This window comes from Fluviicoccus sp. (assembly GCF_030646115.1).
In the GTDB taxonomy this organism is placed as follows: Bacteria; Pseudomonadota; Gammaproteobacteria; order Pseudomonadales; family Moraxellaceae; genus Fluviicoccus.
The window spans coordinates 501,144-518,393 of sequence record NZ_JAUSMX010000009.1; the positions used below are offsets into that span (position 1 = coordinate 501,144).

Genomic DNA, 17,250 nt, shown 5'->3' on the forward strand with positions numbered 1-17,250 from the left:
CGCCGCTATGGCGATGTGGCAACGCTTCCCCCGACCCAGCTGGCGGCCGTCCGCCGGTTTCCTGACGGCCACGCGCTCGTTGTGGGCGCTGGCCATTGTGCTTGGGTTGGTGATGAGCGGCGCGCTGGGGTATTACCTGGGGCACGACCAGGCACTGAACAGCGTGGGCGCCAGCCCGGCGGAAGTGCAGTTGATGCGGGTGGACAACCAGCAACGGCAGCGGTCGGTGGCCGAGCTGCAGCGGGCTCTGTCGCTGGCGCAGCAGGAGCGTGACTTGGCGGTGGAAACCGCACGCAAAATGCAGGAGGACAGCAAAGGACAGATGGATGAATTGTCGGCCCTGCGTGAGCAGATGGTCACCTATCAGCGGATGCTGGGTGGCAAGGGAGCCAATGGCGGCCTGGCGGTGGAGAATATCCGGTTGTCAAATCGTGGGTCGGGGAAATACGGCTTTCGCTTGCTGCTGACCCAAGTTTCGCAGAATACCACCGAGATTGGCGGCACAGTGTTGGTGCGGGTGCTGGGAGCGGGCGGCCAGCCGGTGGGGGTCAGCCAGCCATTCCGTTTCCAGTATTTTCAGGCGGTTTCCGGCGAGCTGGCCTTGCCGGGAGGTTTTGTGCCGCAAAGTATTGAAGTGACCCTTCAAGCCACCGGCAAGAAAGCGGGCCGGGTGCAGAAACGTTTCAAGTGGGAGGTGGGCGGGTAGTTACCGCCCAAGGCCCGCTATCGGGAGCAAGAGCCCTCGGTGGGGGCAACGTAGCTGAAGTTGGTTCTGCTGCCGTTTTGTTCAAGCAGGTCGAAGCGGTCGGCATTCTCATTTTCAATGGGATTAGCTTCGATGACATCCCGATAGAACCACACCAGTTTTCCGTCGTATTCCCCCCATGCCCCTTCAATATATTCCGCCTGACCGTCCGGATCATTCACCGGTACGGCGAAGAAGCGACTGTCCGCCTTGAGCGTCAGCGTATAAGTGCTGTTCTCACGCTGTGACTTCCAGACTCCGACATATTGGCATGGGGCGTTTGGCATGGCTTCAAGCAGCCCGCGGTTGGGAAGCATCAGGTGTCGGGACAGGAATCCTGCCTTTTCGGCCATGCAGGCAGAACGGTTTTTGGCATACATCATGTCTGCCAGAGGGTCTTTATGGTCCCGACGGATAGTGTTTTCACATTCTGTGGCAGCGGTTGTGGCATTGAAAAGGCTGGCAACCGCCATCAGCACAAAGGCGACCAAAATCACGAACGGGTAAATCACGGCACGCATTCCCCATTTGACCTTGGCGGGGACTTCACGTTTAAGTTGTTCCCGGTTGAGGTGAAAGCGGGTGTGCTCGGGTGAGGCCGGTTTGATTTCAGGCGGTTGGAGCGAGGCTTCGACCTTGGCATAGACCCGGCCGCATTGCGGGCAAAAAATTTCGGGCACGTCTTCCTGACCGGTCCGCTGATAGCCGCATTTGCGGCAGAGTTTGCCTGGTGTGTTCATGGGATGGTGTGTTTCCGGAGCTCTGGCGCTGTACTTTTGACAACGGAGTCATGATTTGGCACAGGTTGCCCTGTAGCATAACCTGAGTTCGGAATACGCGGGAGACTTCCCTTATTGTCAGCCCAGCGCCCGCTGCCAAGTACGTAACGGAATGGTGGTTTGCAGGCGGTCAATGGCGCATTGCACCACGGCCGGATGCAGGAAATGCTCCACCCCTGACGCAGTATCCAGCGTCGCATCCCCCTTCAGTTTTGTCAGCTGTTCGAACGCCACCCAGGCGTGGGACACCGGCATCACATCGTCGTCGTCGCCGTGCAGCAGATGAATGGTGGTCAGCGCCGGCGCTCGTTGCGGCAGCTGAGCAAAGCGAGCGGCGAAGGCCACCACGCGTCCCACCAGCCCGTCATGAGCCACGCTTAATTCCAGCGCCATGATGCCTCCCTGCGAGAAGCCCACCAGCGCCGTATCCAGGTTGGGAATGCCGAAGCGGTCCTGCTGTTCGCGGATATAGTCGGCCAGTAGCGGCATAACTTCCGCCACGCGCTCGGGCCGGGTATCGTCATTGATGCCTTCCAACGGAAACCACTGGCGGCCACCGGGATAGGACGACGGCTGGAAGCCTTGCGGAATCAGCACGGCGGCCTTGGGAAAGGCCTCGGACAAGGCTCCGGCCAGCCCCAGCATGCCTTCCGCCGTATCGCCAAAACCATGCAGCACAATGAACAGGCTTTCAGGGCGGTCTTCATGCGGCAGGAATTCGAGAGTGGATTGCAGGGCCATGATGGTGCTTCTCTTCAGGTTTCACCCAGCATAGCGCGGAATGGCGGGAACGGCTTTCGTGGATTTGGGGATGGGATGTTGGCGGGAAGGAAACACGCCTGAATCCAGCCGGAACCAGATTCAGGCACAGCGGTTGTTACAGCACCTCGAAGGTCAGCCCGGCGTGATCCACCAGCCGCTTCACCAGCTTGTCGCCGAAAGCGGTGGCCGGGGTCCAGAAACCACCGCCGACGGCCGCCTTGTCGGTTTCCAGCGCCAGACAAACTGTCGCTTCGCCCAGCATCTTGGCGGTGGAGCCATAACCGGGGTCGCGGTCGCCGGTCACCTTGACCACCATCTTCTGCCCGGCAGCGGTGCGGCCGAAGAAGCGGAAGTCGTAGCCGCCTTTTACCTGTTCTTCCGGTGTCGGGCCTTCACCCGGCTGCGGCACTACTTTTTCCAGCAGGAAGCGGGTGGGAGGCAGTGCGGCGGCGGCCAGGAAGCCCGCCAGGCCAGCGCCAATGCCGGTGGCGATGGCGCGGCCCTTGAAGCCGGAGCCGGTCATCATGGCTTCATCGTAACGGAAATCCGCGCCGTAGTTGCCGCCCACCAGATTGGAGCGATGCACCACGCGGGTGTTGATGCCCGCCATGACGAACGGGGCCAGCCAGCTGCGCGCGTCTTCATCGTATTCCGCCAGCGTGACGTTGGGTTGACGCACACCCTGGACGCCGGGGCACAGCGCGTAGGGGTTGGACATCAGCTTGCGCACCGATGGGTCCTTCACGCTTTCCTGCACCACGTTCAGCATGCTGGCGACGGTGCCGCCGGACGCACCGCCGCGCATGTTCTTGATGCGCAGCTTGATGGTGGAGCAGGGCTGGCCAAACTGCTGCGTGGCATGCTGTTGCAGGAAATGCACGCCCAGGTCGGAGGGGATGGAGTCGAAGCCGCAGCAATGGACGATGCGCGCGCCGCTCTTTTGGGCGGTGGTTTCATGCTCGCGGATCATGCGGGCGATCCATTGCACTTCGCCGGTGAGGTCGCAGTAGTCAGTGCCGGTTTCGGCGCAGACCTTGACCAACGGCGAGCCGTAAAGGGCATAGGGGCCGACAGTGGAGACAATGACGCGGGTTTGCGCGCACAGGCTGCGCAGTTCGGATTCGTTGGCGGCGTCGGCGACGATCAGCGGCAGGGCGGCGGCCTGCGGGCCGAGGCTGGCGCGCACCTGTTCCAGCTTGCTGAGGGAGCGGCCGGCCAGCGCCCAGCTGACGTCGCCGCCGATGCCGTGACGTTGCCAGAGGTAATGGGTGAGTATCTGGCCGACAAAGCTGGTGGCGCCGAAGACGATGAGGTGGTGCTGGGACATGGGGAGGCTCCGGGTTGTGGTGCTGTGGAATGCAGGGGGAGTATAGCCGGATAGTGAGAGAGGGGAAGGTGGACAGAATGGTCGAAACGGTTTGATGGCTGCGACCGGGATAAAAAAGGCCGCCAGGGATTGACGGCCTTCAGTACCTTGCAAAGGCTTTGGCTTAAAAACCGAGTAAGGTTGAAACGGATACGATTTTCGGCGTGCCGACATTCTGGCCGTCGCGATTCAGTAGCAGTGTTGCTGAGCCCGTATCAGGAACGGCATAACTGATGTAAAGCACGGTGCCACCGCTACCGGAAACGGTCATTGCACCACCATATGCAAGTGGCTGGCTGACAGATTTGATAATGGGAGTGGTGATATTGAAAGTGACACTGCCGTTGATGTTGGCATTATTGCTGACAATGCTGCCGCTGCCGGTAATGGTGACTTTGCTTAAGTCCGGCGACTGCTGGACCAGAGTCAGGTCTTCATTCAGAGTAAATTGCCGGGTCACGTTGACGTTATTCACCGGTGCGGTTGATTTCACCGTCATGTTATTGATGCGGTAGTTATCGGATGAGTATGCTGTGTTGTTCTGGGGAAAGCCGCTTTCCGTGCTGGTCCAGACAGCTGAGCCACTAACGACTTCACTGCTGTAAACGCCTTTGCTGATCTTGAAATTGGTAAATGTCAGTGTATCCGTGGTGGTGGTGGCGGTTTCGGCATTGAAAGCGTCTTGAAGCTTGCCGTTGACAATCGCTCCATCCGGCGTTGTGCAGTTGGTGAACTGGACAGTTCCCACTTCCGTGACATCCCAATCACCATTAGAATTCCGGTCATCAAAGGAAGACGAAATTGAGCCGCCGGACGGGCAGGGGGAAGTATCGCTAACCATGACACTGATGGCTTGTGCAGACATGGGATGCGCGGCAGCCCGCCAGTCCTGATGCAATGTCCCGATCAATTCGCGGAGGCTGAAGGAGGGTGCGCTTTCCGAAGAGCTTGCCGCCGGTTCAATGGCCGTAGCCAAGGCGTCGTTAACGTCATTCAGAGTCCCGGTGAAGTTGATGACATTGCTGTTGACTTCAACAGCGACAGGCTGTTGAGAGCCATCTGTCATTTGATAAGAGGCGCTAGATCCACCGCCACCACCGCCTCCACCGCCGCAAGCGGCCAGTGAAAGGGTGATCAGGGTCAACCCTGCGGAGGAAAATTGGAGTTTCATGCTGTAGTCCTTTTCAGATTATGAGTTTTCCGGACAGGCGTTAAGTGCCCGATCGAGAGGTTTTGAAACGCGAACTATTCTACGCAGAATGGTAAAAGACGTGGAAATAATCTTTCGGGTTTGAACGTGTTTGATGGATATGTTTGCCTGCCGGATAGTCTTCCTCACTGATAAAGCGGCTTTGCTTGGCGGTGGACACAGCGGATACTCCGACTCCGGTTTTGCCTGAATGGTAGCGGGTTTCAGAGCAAAGAGCGACAGGGCCACATCGGCCCCGTCATCCCATTCAAGCCTTAACCTCCTGCCTCCGCTTCAGCGCATAAAACAGTACCGGAATCACCACTAGCGTCAGCACCGTGGACACCAGAATCCCGAAGATCAGCGAAATCGCCAGCCCGTTGAAGATCGGATCATCCAGGATGAAGAACGCGCCCAGCATCGCCGCCACGCCGGTCAGCACAATCGGTTTGGCGCGGGTCGCCGCTGCTTCCACCACTGCCTTTTCCAGCGCAACGCCATCGGCCAGCCGCAGGTTGATGAAGTCCACCAGCAGGATCGAGTTGCGGACAATGATCCCCGCCAGCGCAATCATGCCGATCATCGAGGTGGCGGTGAACTGCGCGCCCAGCAGGGCATGGCCCGGCATCACGCCGATGATGGTCAGCGGAATGGGCATCATGATGATGGCAGGCACGCTGTACGAGCGGAACTGCGCCACCACCAGCAGGTAGATCATGATCAGGCCGACTCCGTAGGCAATGCCCATGTCGCGGAAGGTTTCGTAGGTGATCTGCCATTCGCCGTCCCACTTCACCGCCACTTCGCGGTAAGGATCGGACGGCTGGCTTATGAAGTATTCCTTCACCGGTGCGCCATTGGGCAATTTGATCTGCGACAGCGGGTTGCGCATGGCGAACAGGCCGTACAGCGGGGAATCCAGTTCGCCCGCCATGTCGCCCACCACGTACACCACCGGCAGCAAATCCTTGTGGTACAGGATCTGATCGACGGTTTCCGTATGGACTTGCACCAGGTCGGACAGCAGCACTAGCGTGCCGTTGCCGGACTTCACCGCCAGTTTCAGCACGTCGTCGAGGCGGGCCTTCTGGTTGTCGGGCAGGGTCAGGCGCATCGGAACTTCGTACTTGGCACCGGTCGCCAGCAGGGGAGCGGTGTCCAGCCCTTGCAGGCCCAGACTGAGCGTGGCAGCGACGGTTTGCGGGCTGATGCCCAGCACCACGGCCTTGTTCTGGTCGATGACCGCGCGCAGTTGCGGCGCGGCTTCACGGCGGGAATCGTCACGCGCCACGATGTCCGGGGTCTTGTTGAAGATGGCGCGCACGGCTTGCGCAGCCTGGGCGCGGGTCGCGTCATCCGGGCCGTAGATTTCGGCTACCAGCGGCGACATCACCGGCGGTCCGGGAGGCACTTCCACCACTTTCAGTTTTGCGCCGTGGGCGGCGGCAATCTTTTCCAGTTCAGGGCGCACGGAACCTGCAATCTCGTGGCTTTTGCGGTCACGATGATGCTTGTCCACCAGATTGACTTGCAGGTCGCCCTGTTCGGCATCGGCGCGCAGGTAGTACTGGCGCACCAGCCCGTTGAAGTTGATCGGCGCCGCAGTTCCGGCATAGGCCTGATAGTTCGTCACTTCAGGTACGGTGGCCAAGTACGCGCCCATGTCGTGCAGGACGGCGGCGGTCTGTTCCAGCGGCGTACCGGCGGGCATGTCCACCATCACCTGGAACTCGGACTTGTTGTCGAAGGGCAGCATTTTCAGCACCACCAGCTTCACCACCGCCAGCGACACCGACAGCACGATCAGCCCCACCACGCCCCAATACAGGCGGTGACGGTTGCGTTTGCCGGTCGCCGGTTGCAGGAAGGGGGACATGACCTTGTGGAAGAAGGTGTCCAGTTTGGTCGGGGCGGCTTCACCATGAACACCCGCAGAATGATGGCCGCGCTTCAGCAGCTTCAACGACAGCCACGGCGTAATCACAAAGGCAATCGCCAGCGACAGCACCATGCCCATGGAGGCATTGATGGGTATCGGGCTCATGTACGGGCCCATCAGGCCGCTGACGAAAGCCATCGGCAGCAGCGCGGCAATCACGGTCAGGGTGGCGAGGATGGTGGGGCCGCCCACTTCATCCACGGCTTCGGGAATCACGTCAAGCATCGGCTTGTTGTCCAGCACCATGCGGCGGTGGATGTTTTCCACCACGACAATGGCGTCGTCAACCAGGATGCCGATGGAGAAGATCAGGGCGAACAGCGACACCCGGTTGAGGGTGAAGCCCCAGGCCCACGAGGCGAACAATGTCGCGGCCAGCGTCAGCAACACCGCCGTGCCGACGATGATGGCTTCGCGTCGACCCAGCGCCAGGAACACCAGCACTACCACCGAGAAGGTGGCGAAGATCAGTTTCTGGATCAGCTTCTGCGCCTTGTCGTTGGCGGTTTCACCGTAATTCCGGCTGATGGTGACCTGCACGTTGGCGGGAATGACGGTGTTCTTCAGCTCATCGACGCGCTGCATGACGCGCTCGGCGACATCGACGGCGTTTTCACCGGATTTCTTGGTGATGGCCAGAGTGACCGCCGGGAACTCGCCGGTTGCCTGGATGCCGGTCGTGGCGGCGGCCTTGCCTGTGCCCAGCCAGACATAGCGGTTGGGCAGGGCGGGGCCGTCGGTCAGGGTCGCCACTTCGGAGAGGAACACCGGCTTGCCGTCGGTGACACCGACGATCAGGCTTTCCACATCTTCGCGGGTGCGCAGGAAATCGTTGGCCTGCACCACCGTCAACTTGTTGTCGTTGACCAGTTGGCCGCCGGGCAGGGCAACCTGGCTGCGGCGCAGCAGGTCGGCCACTTCCAGCGCGCTGAGATTGGCGGCGCGCAGGCGTTCCGGGTCCAGTTCAATGCGCAGCTCACGGCCGGGACCGCCAATCGTCGTCACTTCACGGGTGCCGGGCACGCGCTTCAGTTCGGCTTCGGCGGCATGGGCAATGCGTTCCAGTTCATAACCGGCCAGCGCCGTGTCCTGGCTCCACAAGGTCAGGCTGACGATGGGCACGTCATCAATGCCCTTGGGCTTCACCAGCGGTTCGCCCACGCCCAGTTCCGGCTTCAGCCAATCGCGGTTGGCTTGCAGGGTGTCGTGCAGGCGCACCAGCGCCTCGGTGCGGGGAACGCCAACCTTGAATTGCAGCGTCAGCACCGCCATGCCGGGGCGCGACACCGAATAGACATGCTCCAGCCCCTGGATTTGCGACAGCACTTGCTCGGCGGGCGTGGCTACCAGCGTTTCCACATCCTTGGAGGTGGCGCCGGGGAAGGGGATCATCACGTTCGCCATGGTGACGTTGATCTGCGGCTCTTCCTCACGCGGGGTCACCATCACGGCAAATGCCCCGAGCAGGATGGCAATCAGCGCCAGCAGCGGGGTGAGGTGCGATGTCAGGAACTGGCGGGCGATGCGACCGGAAATACCCATGGACGGTTCTCCTCAGGGCTTCAGGGTGGCTGCGATGGGGTCCAGGGCGACCTGCTCGCCTTCCTTCACCCCGGCCAGCACTTCCATCAGGCCGCTGGGCAGGCTTTGACCGGCACGGATCTGGCGCAGTTGCGGGGCCTTGCCTTGCGGCACCACATAGACGGCGGTGAGTTCGGAGCGGTGCAACACGGCGCTGGCAGGCACTACCAGACGCCGGGCGGAACCGGTGACGAAGTGGGTGCGGGCGAACTGGCCGGGCAACAGGTTGGGGACATCAGCGGGCAGCAGTACCCTCACTTCGGAGGTGTGGCTGCGTGGGTCAGCGGAGGGCAGCACAACCACCCCGCGAGCGGCTTGCCACTGCGGTCGGCCGGGAATTTCCACATAGGCTTTCGCGCCGCGCCGCACGGCATCAATCTGGGTTTGCGGAATCTGGGCGGTGACCCGCAGCTGTGAAGGGTCATAGCCGGTGGCCAGCGGGTTACCGGGCGAAGCCATTTCCCCCAGCTCCACATGCAGCGCCGACATGACGCCGGAATAGGGGGCTACGACATTGGTGAAACTGCGGGCGGTGGTGCTTTGGCCGAGGGTGGCCTTGATGGTGTTGACCTGCGCCTGCGCGGACTTGTAGTCGGCTTCGGCTTTATCAACCTGTGCCTGGCTGACGTATTTCTGCGCCAGCAGGTCACGCACGCGTTCGTATTGCTTGCGGGCGTTGTCCATCTGCACCTGCGCCTCGTTCAGGCGCGCCTGCATCCCGGCCACATCCTGATTGGCGGTGGCGGGGTCGATGCGCATGATCACCTGTCCCTGCTGCACGCGGTCACCGGCGCGGAAGTTGATCGCGACAATGCGGCCCGAGGTCTGGGCGCTGATCGTGGACTGGCGCTCGGCTTCGGCCACGCCCAGGCTGCTCCAGGTGGCTTCGACGTTGCGGTATTCAACCGGGGCGGTGGCGATCGGAGCGGCCTGCGCCAGCAGCGGCAGGGTGAGCAGGGCGAGGGACAGGTGTTTCATGGTCATCTCCTTAATTAACCGGGCATTCCTTCTTGAATCCCAGCTTGCCCAGCATCCACACCATGGGGCACCAGCCGGTAAAACCGGACTGGAACAGGTTGGCGCCGACAAAGGCGGTGAACAGGAACCAAGCCGGATTGACATAGTAGCCCAGCGCCACGCTGAGCATGACGAAAAATCCGGCAACGATACGCAGGCCTGCATTGATGGTCATCATGATGATGTCTCTCGTGTTGGGTTGATGAGGTTAATACTATACCCCCTTGGGTATATGTGCAAGCCGGTGACGTTACCTGGGGTCGAAGGTAAAATGCACTTTCCTGTCCTCTGTATCTGTACGTCATGCCACTTATCCATCCGCTGACCCTGAATGATCTTCCCGAGTTGCTGGCCATCCAGTCGGTTTGCTACGGCGACGGTTTCCATGAATCGGCTCAGGCTTTCCGCGCCAAGCTGGAAGCCAGCCCGGATACGCATTGGTTGTGCCGCCGCGACGGGCAGGCGCTGGGATATCTGGTGGCTTTGCCGGTAGCGGCAGGACAACTACCGCCGCTGAATGCCCCGCAAGTGGCAAAATCCGAGGCGGCGGAATGGCTCTATGTGCATGACATGGCCATTTTGCCGGAGGCCCGGTCGTTGGGATTGGGCAAGCGGTTCATGGGGGAAGCGGAGCGGGTGGTATGGGAGAAGGGGCTGCGCGGTCTGGCGTTGGTGGCGGTGCAGGGGGCGGAGGGGTATTGGGCGAAGTCGGGGTTTATGCAAAAGGCGAATGTGGAGGAAGAGTTGCGGCAAAAATTGGCCAGTTTTGGGGGCAGGGCTGTTTATATGGAAAAAGAACTGACTTGAATCCCAAAAACAAAAAAGGCCAGCAATTATGCTGACCTTTTTTGATGAATCTGGTGGCTATGACGGGACTCGAACCTGTGACCCCAGCATTATGAGTGCTGTGCTCTAACCAACTGAGCTACATAGCCGACGAGCTCTACAAGAGAGGCGCACATTTTCTTTTTCTAAGGCCCTCTTGTCAACACTTTCCGCCCAAAAAACTAGCGGTCGAAACCGGTATCGCGCAAGAATTGAGCCATATCCTTCAAATACTTGCCTTGATTGAATGTAAAGGTACGATTTCCCGAGGGCAGACCGTTAGACGGTAAGGATTTAGCGACTCTATTTCGTGTCCGTGGAAACCGTTCTGGCCATAATGCCTTTTACGAAGCGGTCAATTGCAGTCACCATCTGGTCCAGACCGGGCTGCTCCAGGGGGTAATGCCCGGCATTCTGCAACATCACCACCTCATGTGGCACCTTGGTCAGCCGATTCAGGAACGGTTCACTCAGCGCCAGAGGTGTCCAGCGGTCCTTTTCCGGTTGGGTCAGCAGCACCGGGCATACCGTGAAACTCTCCGGTTCCATCACCGGTTGGTAGTTCATATAGGTATCCAGAAAACGCAGGGGAACCTTGTTACCAGCGGAAGTCGGGTCGTCCAGAAAGACGGCCAGGGCATCCGGGTTATTCACCAGCGTGCTCATCTTCGAGGCCAGCGTCATCGGGAAGGGCATCTTGCCGATAAAAGTGTTTGCCACCCAATGTGTCATGGGGCCGCCCACCCGGCTCATGAAAAGGTTGCGGGCCGTCTCGTCGCGCACTTCAGGCCGTCGTTGATCCAGGAATGTCATACCGACAATGCCCTTCACCTGACCGTTGCGTGCTGCTGCATGCCATGCCAGCATTCCTCCGGCACTAAGCCCGTAAAGGAAAACGGGGCGGTTGTCCGTTGCCATTTCCGCCTTGATCAGGTCATCGACCAGAGCCACCCAGTCGTCATAGCGAACGGTCACTCCGGGCGCCACGGTCGTCAGGCCATATCCGGGCATGTCCGGGGCAATGACTTCATAACCCAGTTTCGACAACGGGCCGCCGGCAATCAAAGACATCTGCCGGCCATTGGTGCCGACACCGTGCAGCAGGATAATCTTGGCCACCGCTTGCGGGTTGGCAAAACGGTCAATATGCACATGATGTCCCTTCCAGTCCCAGCGGCTCTCCACGGGCTGCGTGGAAGCGGTCAAACGATAGCCGGGCGGCAAGTATTGTTGAATCTTCTGCCAGGTTTGCTGGCTTTGGTAGCTGCGGTCCGGCAGTGTGTCACTGGCCAAGGAAAGCGCCGGCAGCAAGGCCAGCAAAGGCATCATTAAAGTGTGACGCAAGATATTCCGCATGGCCGGACTTCCGAAGTGAGTGAACAGTTATTCATTCTACGCAGCTCCGCCGTTCACCGGCATTGGCGGGTCTGACCGGGTCTGAGTGATATTCAGGTCAAGCGTGGAAAGCGTTCTTAGCCCGGAGGCTGTACCATGTGCCTGTATACAGGCCGATATGAGGTCCAGTCTTGAAAACAGTCTCAGTGATTATGGTGGCTTTATCCGTGGGTTTGCTTGTCGGTTGCACCAAGCCGCAGCAGGATCATCTCGACGGCTATGTTGAAACCGAGCCGGTGCGACTGGCCTCGTCGGTAGCGGGGCGTCTGCTCAGCCTCAATGCCGATCTCGGTCAGTCGTTGAAGGCAGGAGACATCGCCTTTCACCTTGATACCGACAACGAAAAACTCTCCGTCGCCGAAGCGCAGGCCCGCATTCGCCAGGCCGAAGCGCAAGCCCGCGACCTGCAATCCGGCAAGCGTCCGGTGGAGCTGGGGGTTTACGAAGCCAATGTCCGCGCCGCCGCCGCCGCCCTGCGCGCATCCGAAACCGAGTTGCGCCGTCAGCAAGACATGCACACCCAGGGTTTTGTTTCCGCCTCCACCATAGATGTACTGAAAGCCCGCCGTGACGCCGACGCCGCCCAACTGGAACAGATGAAAGCACAGCTGGCCTCGGCGCAACTGGCCGGTCGTGACCAGACCCGCGAAGCGGCGGTGGCCGCCGTGGACGTGGCGAAGGAGCAGCAGGCCCAGCGCAACTGGCTGCTGGAGCAGAAAACTGTGCTGGCACCGGTCTCAGGTTCGGTGGAGCAGGTCTATTACCGTCCCGGTGAATGGGTGTCGGCGGGCAGCCCGGTGCTTAGCCTGCTGGGGCCGCAGGCGATGAAGATCCGTTTCTACATCCCCGAACCGTTGATGGCGAAGCTGCCACAGGGTCAGGCAGTGAAAGTGCGTTGCGACGGTTGCGCCAAGCCGCTGGATGCCACCGTCACGTATGTCGCCCGCGAAGCCGAGTTCACGCCGCCGGTGATTTACAATAAGGAAAACCGTGTGCGGCTGGTATTCATGGCGGAAGCGAAGCCGGTGGCTGCGCAAGCGAAAAACCTGCGTCCCGGCCAGCCGGTCGAGGTGGTGTTGCCATGAACGGCGGCTCCACCGACTGGGTGATTGACGTCGAAGGCCTCACCAAGCGCTATGGCGACAAGACCGTGGTCGACCGTCTCAGCATGAAGGTGCGGCGGGGAGAGATTTACGGGTTCCTCGGTCCCAACGGTTCCGGCAAGACCACCTCCATCCGCATGATGTGCGGCCTGCTGACGCCTGATGCCGGGAGTGGCCATACGCTGGGCTATGACGTGCTGCATGAAGCGGCCATGATCAAGCGTGAAGTCGGTTACATGACCCAGCGTTTCGGGCTGTATGAAGACCTCAGCATCCGTGAGAACCTCGATTTTATCGCCCGCGTCTATGGCACGCCGCAGCGCCGTGAGCGCGTGGACAAGGCGCTGGAACGGCTGGATCTGGTGTCCCGGCAGAAGCAGCTGGCCGGTTCACTCTCCGGCGGTTGGAAACAACGGCTGGCCTTGGCCGCTTGCATGTTGCACGAACCAAAACTGCTGCTGCTGGACGAACCCACCGCCGGGGTGGACCCTAAGGCACGCCGTGATTTCTGGGACGAAATCCACCAACTGGCCCACGACGGCATTACCGTGCTGGTGTCCACTCACTACATGGACGAGGCGGAGCGTTGCCACCGTCTTGGCTACATTGCATATGGCCGCTTGCTGGCCACCGGCACGCCGGCCGAACTGGTGAAGCAATCCGGTTTGCATACCTGGCGGGTCACGGGTGACGACGTCAGCCTGCTGGCCGCCACGCTGGAGCTTCAACCCGGCGTCGATCTGGTGACCCGCTTCGGCAATGCACTGCATGTCTGCGGTCGCGATGCAGTGGCGTTGGAAACCGCCATCGCCTCATTCCGTCACGACCCGGACCTGCGCTGGCTGCCCGCTGCGCCGCAACTGGAAGATGTCTTCATCCACCTCATGCAGCAATCGGCGGACAATTATGGCCAGTCCTGACCGTTTCAGCTGGCAACGGCTGTGGGCTGTGGTCATCAAGGAGTTCATCCAGCTTGGCCGCGACCGCCTGACTTTCGCCATGATGGTCGGTATTCCCATCATGCAGCTGACACTGTTCGGCTTCGCGATCAACGGCGACCCCAAACATCTGCCGACGGTGGTGGTGGCCCACGAGCAGGGCCCGTTCACCCGTTCGCTGGTATCGGCGCTGGCAAGCAGTAGTTACTTCGACATTCTCGCCACCGATCTGGGCGACGAGGAGGCCGGGCGCATGCTCTCGGCAGGGGAGGTGCAGTTTGCGCTGACCATCCCGGCCGGGTTTGAAAGCCAAGTGGTGCGCGGCGAACGCCCCGCCATTTTGCTGGAAGCCGACGCCACCGACCCGTCCGCCACCGGCAACGCCATCGCCGCCATCCAGCAACTGGGCCTCACCGCGCTGCGCCATGACCTGAACGGTCCGCTGCTGGCTCTGAACGCCACCCCGGCGCCGTTCGAGGTGCGCATCCACCGCCGCTACAATCCGGAAGGCATCACCCAGTACAACATCGTACCGGGGCTGATGGGCGTCATCCTCACCATGACGATGATCATGATGACCGCGTTGGGCATTACCCGTGAAGTGGAGCGGGGAACCATGGAAAACCTGCTGGCGACCCCGGTGCGACCGCTGGAGGTGATGCTGGGCAAGATCACGCCATACATCGTCATTGGTTATGTGCAGGTGACGGTGATCCTGCTGGCGGCGCATTTCATTTTCGGGGTGCCGTTTGTAGGCAGCCTGCCGGTGCTGCTGGGCTGCATCTTCCTGTTCATCCTGGCCAACCTGACCGTGGGAATCACCATTTCCAGTGTGGCTCGCAACCAGACGCAGGCGATGCAGATGACCTTCTTTTTCTTCCTGCCCAGCATGTTGCTGACGGGGTTCATGTTCCCGTTCCGGGGCATGCCGGGGTGGGCGCAGGTGATCGGTGAGATGCTGCCGCTGACGCACTTCCTGCGGTTGATCCGGGGGGTGATGCTGAAGGGGAATACGGTGCCGGAATTGTGGGCCAACATCTGGCCGTTGCTGGCATTCATGACGGTGGTGCTGGCCATCGGGTTGAAACGATTCAGGAAGACGCTGGATTGACGGTGATTAATGACATTCCTGCTCCGCCGTTTCAGATTGTCCTGACAAACTTTTGCAAATATCTGTTCAGCCGGGCAGCAAAGCCGCGTTACCCTTCGCTCCCATGAATGCTTATACCCTCATGCCGTTGGGCCAGACCGCATTGCAAATCACCTTCGGCGATACCATTGATATCGCCATCAATCGCTGCGTGCACGCCGCCTGGCTGGCGCTGCATCGCGCCGCGTTGCCCGGTGTGGCCAATCTGGTTCCGGCTTACGCCACCCTGACGGTGCTGCTGGACCCGCTGGCAGTGCTGAGGGGCACGGTCTTGTTGCCGGAGCTGGAAAAGCAGGTGCGGCTCACGCTGACCGAACTTGACATCCGTGACTTCAACCCGCGCCGCATAGAGCTGTCGGTGCGCTACAACGGTCCCGATCTTGCCCATGTCTGCGCCCATACCGGACTCACCGAAGCCGAAGTCATCCGCCTTCACAGCGAGGGCATCTATGATGTCTATTTCCTCGGCTTCTCCCCCGGATTCGCCTATCTGGGCGGCCTCGCTCCCGAGCTAGCCACCCCGCGCCTTGAGATGCCGCGTGTGATGGTTCCTGCCGGCAGCGTCGCCATCGGCGGTGCGCAGACAGCGGTTTACCCCCAGGCCACGCCCGGCGGCTGGAACCTGATCGGTCATTGCCCGGAAATCCTCTTTGATCCAAAGTCGGAAGAACCGTGCCGTTTGCAGCCCGGTGATCAGGTCGTGTTTGTGCCGGTGGGTGCGTCATGCTGATCCTGGAGAAACCGGCGCTGTACAGCAGCATTCAGGACTTGGGTCGTTTCGGGCAGGCGCATCTGGGCATTTCTCCCGGCGGCGCGAACGACAGTCTGGCCGCGTGGCTTGCTAACTGCATAGTCGGTAACCCGCAAAGCGCCGCCGTGCTGGAGTTGATCGAGCCGCCAGCGCGCCTGCTGCTGGTGGATGGCGCGCATGTCGTCTTCAGCGGTGCGGATGCCGATTTCCGCTGCAACGGCCGACCCGTTCCACCCTACGCCCGCTGCTGGATTCCCGCCGGCGCGCATATCGAGATTGATCGACCCAAGGCGGGCAGTACGGTTTATGTTGCGGTGGAAGGCGGCTTCGAGACACCCATGGTGCTGGGCTCACGCAGCACCGATACCCGGCTTGGAATGTCCCCGCTGGCACGGGATACCTTCCTGCCGATCGCCGTCCTGCCGCAAGCGCCGCGTTCCGGTCACCTTATCATTCCGCAGAAATACATCAACGGCTTTCGTTTGACCCATCTTTTCAGCCCTGAACTGGAGGTGCTGCCCGGACCGCACTTCGACTGGCTGGATACTGACACCCAACACCGGTTGGGAGAGCGAAGATTCACGGTCAGCAGCCAGAGCAGCCGCATGGGTATCCGTTTGCAGGGTGAACCGCTGGTTGCTCCCCAGCGTCAGTGCCTAAGCGCGGGGGTTTGTCGCGGTGCGGTGCAACTGCCGCCGCAAGGCCTGCCGATCCTGCTGGCGGCCGAGCACCAGACGACCGGAGGTTATCCGTTGGTGTTGCAGGTTTGCGCGCATCATCTCAGCCGCATGGCGCAACTGAGGGCGGGCGAGCGTATCCGCTTCCGCAACCTGAACGAGGCGGAAGCCGCTCACCGTCTGGGGCAGTGGCAGGCCTTGCTCCAACGAATCCTGAAAAGTCTCTCCCTATGAAAACCCGTATTGATCTGAACGCCGATGTCGGTGAGTTGCCGGAAGACCGGAATGTCGATGCTGAACTGCTGGCGTGGATTACTTCATGCAACATCGCCTGCGGCGCGCATGCCGGTTCGGAGGCGCTGATGCGGCAGACGGTGCGTTTGGCAAAACAGCATGGCGTGCGGATTGGTGCGCATCCGGGCTATGCCGATCGGGTCAATATGGGGCGTGTAGCGCAGCAGCTGGAGGATTCAGTCCTGCGCCAGTTGCTTCTCGATCAGGTCGGCCTGTTACGCAGGATCTGCGTTGAGGAAGGCGCGGCGTTAATGCATGTAAAAACGCACGGCGCGCTTTATAACCAGTCAGCCCGGGATCCGCGCATGGCGCGGGTGATCAGCGCCGCTATCCGGGAAATCTCTCCCGATCTTGTTGTGGTGGGGTTGGCGGGCAGTGAACATGTCCGGGCTGCGCGGGAGTGCAACTTGCGGGTGGTGGAAGAGGTCTTTGCCGATCGGCGCTACGAGTCTGATGGCAGCCTGACGCCGCGCACACATCCGCAGGCGATGATCACGGATGAACAGGAGGCTTTGCAACAGGTGCTGGGGTTGGCGAGGGAGGGCAGGGTACGGACGCGGGAAGGTGTGTGGATTGGCTTGAAGGCCGACACGGTTTGCCTGCATGGCGACGGGGTTCAGGCGGTGGAATTTGCGCGCCGGCTACGTGAGGCGTTGGAAAAGCAAGGAATTATGGTCAGCGCCTGTAGGTCGGGCTTCAGCCCGACAACCCTCTCCGATTGAAGGGCAATGTCGGGCTG

General features: G+C 60.7%; 16 protein-coding genes and 1 tRNA gene. 8 read left to right on the forward strand and 9 right to left on the reverse strand.

Annotated elements, in window-relative coordinates; all coding sequences use genetic code 11:
* Positions 1 to 7: 7 nt before the first annotated feature.
* Positions 8 to 706: a DUF6776 family protein gene (locus Q7T36_RS08055; RefSeq protein ID WP_304846279.1), complete on the forward strand. Its 699-nt coding sequence runs from the start codon at positions 8 to 10 to the stop codon at positions 704 to 706.
* 17 nt (positions 707 to 723) lie between these two features.
* On the opposite strand, the gene Q7T36_RS08060 is transcribed toward Q7T36_RS08055, so the two are convergent.
* From Q7T36_RS08060 to Q7T36_RS08090, 7 genes are all read right to left on the reverse strand, one after another.
* Complete coding sequence (locus Q7T36_RS08060; RefSeq protein WP_304846283.1) at positions 724 to 1,266, reverse strand: hypothetical protein; 543 nt, start codon at positions 1,264 to 1,266, stop codon at positions 724 to 726.
* Between the two features lie 336 nt (positions 1,267 to 1,602).
* Positions 1,603 to 2,265, reverse strand: coding sequence for an esterase (gene ypfH / locus Q7T36_RS08065; RefSeq protein ID WP_304846286.1), 663 nt, complete (start codon positions 2,263 to 2,265; stop codon positions 1,603 to 1,605).
* Between the two features lie 136 nt (positions 2,266 to 2,401).
* On the reverse strand, positions 2,402 to 3,613 hold the full coding sequence (locus Q7T36_RS08070; protein ID WP_304846289.1) for a trans-acting enoyl reductase family protein: 1,212 nt from the start codon (positions 3,611 to 3,613) through the stop codon (positions 2,402 to 2,404).
* A 163-nt stretch (positions 3,614 to 3,776) separates the two neighbouring features.
* Positions 3,777 to 4,823, reverse strand: coding sequence for a hypothetical protein (locus tag Q7T36_RS08075; protein WP_304846292.1), 1,047 nt, complete (start codon positions 4,821 to 4,823; stop codon positions 3,777 to 3,779).
* Between the two features lie 286 nt (positions 4,824 to 5,109).
* Entirely contained in the window at positions 5,110 to 8,322 is a 3,213-nt protein-coding gene (locus Q7T36_RS08080; RefSeq protein WP_304846295.1) for an efflux RND transporter permease subunit, read from the reverse strand.
* 12 nt (positions 8,323 to 8,334) lie between these two features.
* Positions 8,335 to 9,339 carry an efflux RND transporter periplasmic adaptor subunit gene (locus Q7T36_RS08085; RefSeq protein ID WP_304846298.1) on the reverse strand — a complete coding sequence of 335 codons (1,005 nt, stop codon included), beginning with the start codon at positions 9,337 to 9,339 and terminating at the stop codon, positions 8,335 to 8,337.
* 10 nt (positions 9,340 to 9,349) lie between these two features.
* Positions 9,350 to 9,556, reverse strand: a complete 207-nt coding sequence (locus Q7T36_RS08090; RefSeq protein ID WP_304846301.1) for a DUF2892 domain-containing protein — start codon at positions 9,554 to 9,556, stop codon at positions 9,350 to 9,352.
* Positions 9,557 to 9,681: 125 nt separating this feature from the next.
* Between Q7T36_RS08090 and Q7T36_RS08095 the strand changes: the two genes are divergently transcribed.
* Positions 9,682 to 10,185, forward strand: a complete 504-nt coding sequence (locus tag Q7T36_RS08095) for a GNAT family N-acetyltransferase (protein ID WP_304846305.1) — start codon at positions 9,682 to 9,684, stop codon at positions 10,183 to 10,185.
* A gap of 51 nt (positions 10,186 to 10,236) precedes the next feature.
* Here Q7T36_RS08095 and Q7T36_RS08100 read toward each other — a convergent pair.
* Both Q7T36_RS08100 and Q7T36_RS08105 read right to left on the reverse strand, forming a co-directional pair.
* Positions 10,237 to 10,313 (reverse strand) — tRNA-Met (locus Q7T36_RS08100).
* A 193-nt stretch (positions 10,314 to 10,506) separates the two neighbouring features.
* Entirely contained in the window at positions 10,507 to 11,559 is a 1,053-nt protein-coding gene (locus tag Q7T36_RS08105) for an alpha/beta hydrolase (RefSeq protein ID WP_304846307.1), read from the reverse strand.
* A gap of 170 nt (positions 11,560 to 11,729) precedes the next feature.
* Here Q7T36_RS08105 and Q7T36_RS08110 point away from each other — a divergent pair, with 170 nt between their 5' ends.
* From Q7T36_RS08110 to Q7T36_RS08135, 6 genes are all read left to right on the forward strand, one after another.
* Positions 11,730 to 12,683 (forward strand): HlyD family secretion protein, encoded by a 954-nt coding sequence (locus tag Q7T36_RS08110; protein ID WP_304846309.1) that lies wholly within the window; start codon positions 11,730 to 11,732, stop codon positions 12,681 to 12,683.
* Positions 12,680 to 13,621: an ABC transporter ATP-binding protein gene (locus Q7T36_RS08115; RefSeq protein WP_304846311.1), complete on the forward strand. Its 942-nt coding sequence runs from the start codon at positions 12,680 to 12,682 to the stop codon at positions 13,619 to 13,621. Before Q7T36_RS08110 ends, Q7T36_RS08115 begins: the two co-directional genes overlap by 4 nt.
* On the forward strand, positions 13,608 to 14,750 hold the full coding sequence (locus tag Q7T36_RS08120; RefSeq protein ID WP_304846313.1) for an ABC transporter permease: 1,143 nt from the start codon (positions 13,608 to 13,610) through the stop codon (positions 14,748 to 14,750). Before Q7T36_RS08115 ends, Q7T36_RS08120 begins: the two co-directional genes overlap by 14 nt.
* A 103-nt stretch (positions 14,751 to 14,853) precedes the next feature.
* Positions 14,854 to 15,519: a 5-oxoprolinase subunit PxpB gene (pxpB, locus tag Q7T36_RS08125; RefSeq protein WP_304846317.1), complete on the forward strand. Its 666-nt coding sequence runs from the start codon at positions 14,854 to 14,856 to the stop codon at positions 15,517 to 15,519.
* Complete coding sequence (locus Q7T36_RS08130) at positions 15,513 to 16,451, forward strand: biotin-dependent carboxyltransferase family protein (protein ID WP_304846320.1); 939 nt, start codon at positions 15,513 to 15,515, stop codon at positions 16,449 to 16,451. Before pxpB ends, Q7T36_RS08130 begins: the two co-directional genes overlap by 7 nt.
* Positions 16,448 to 17,233, forward strand: a complete 786-nt coding sequence (locus Q7T36_RS08135) for a 5-oxoprolinase subunit PxpA (RefSeq protein WP_304846323.1) — start codon at positions 16,448 to 16,450, stop codon at positions 17,231 to 17,233. Before Q7T36_RS08130 ends, Q7T36_RS08135 begins: the two co-directional genes overlap by 4 nt.
* Positions 17,234 to 17,250: the final 17 nt, after the last annotated feature.

What these genes read in the sequence shown, in the direction of transcription:
- Q7T36_RS08120 (WP_304846313.1), top strand. Translation starts at nt 13,608, where the DNA reads ATGGCCAGTCCTGACCGTTTCAGCTGGCAACGGCTGTGGGCTGTGGTC.
- Q7T36_RS08095 (WP_304846305.1), top strand. Translation starts at nt 9,682, where the DNA reads ATGCCACTTATCCATCCGCTGACCCTGAATGATCTTCCCGAGTTGCTG.
- Q7T36_RS08055 (WP_304846279.1), top strand. Translation starts at nt 8, where the DNA reads ATGGCGATGTGGCAACGCTTCCCCCGACCCAGCTGGCGGCCGTCCGCC.
- Q7T36_RS08090 (WP_304846301.1), bottom strand. Translation starts at nt 9,556, where the DNA reads ATGATGACCATCAATGCAGGCCTGCGTATCGTTGCCGGATTTTTCGTC.
- Q7T36_RS08070 (WP_304846289.1), bottom strand. Translation starts at nt 3,613, where the DNA reads ATGTCCCAGCACCACCTCATCGTCTTCGGCGCCACCAGCTTTGTCGGC.
- Q7T36_RS08130 (WP_304846320.1), top strand. Translation starts at nt 15,513, where the DNA reads ATGCTGATCCTGGAGAAACCGGCGCTGTACAGCAGCATTCAGGACTTG.
- Q7T36_RS08080 (WP_304846295.1), bottom strand. Translation starts at nt 8,322, where the DNA reads ATGGGTATTTCCGGTCGCATCGCCCGCCAGTTCCTGACATCGCACCTC.
- Q7T36_RS08060 (WP_304846283.1), bottom strand. Translation starts at nt 1,266, where the DNA reads ATGCGTGCCGTGATTTACCCGTTCGTGATTTTGGTCGCCTTTGTGCTG.
- Q7T36_RS08085 (WP_304846298.1), bottom strand. Translation starts at nt 9,339, where the DNA reads ATGAAACACCTGTCCCTCGCCCTGCTCACCCTGCCGCTGCTGGCGCAG.
- ypfH (WP_304846286.1), bottom strand. Translation starts at nt 2,265, where the DNA reads ATGGCCCTGCAATCCACTCTCGAATTCCTGCCGCATGAAGACCGCCCT.
- Q7T36_RS08135 (WP_304846323.1), top strand. Translation starts at nt 16,448, where the DNA reads ATGAAAACCCGTATTGATCTGAACGCCGATGTCGGTGAGTTGCCGGAA.
- Q7T36_RS08105 (WP_304846307.1), bottom strand. Translation starts at nt 11,559, where the DNA reads ATGCGGAATATCTTGCGTCACACTTTAATGATGCCTTTGCTGGCCTTG.
- pxpB (WP_304846317.1), top strand. Translation starts at nt 14,854, where the DNA reads ATGAATGCTTATACCCTCATGCCGTTGGGCCAGACCGCATTGCAAATC.
- Q7T36_RS08075 (WP_304846292.1), bottom strand. Translation starts at nt 4,823, where the DNA reads ATGAAACTCCAATTTTCCTCCGCAGGGTTGACCCTGATCACCCTTTCA.
- Q7T36_RS08115 (WP_304846311.1), top strand. Translation starts at nt 12,680, where the DNA reads ATGAACGGCGGCTCCACCGACTGGGTGATTGACGTCGAAGGCCTCACC.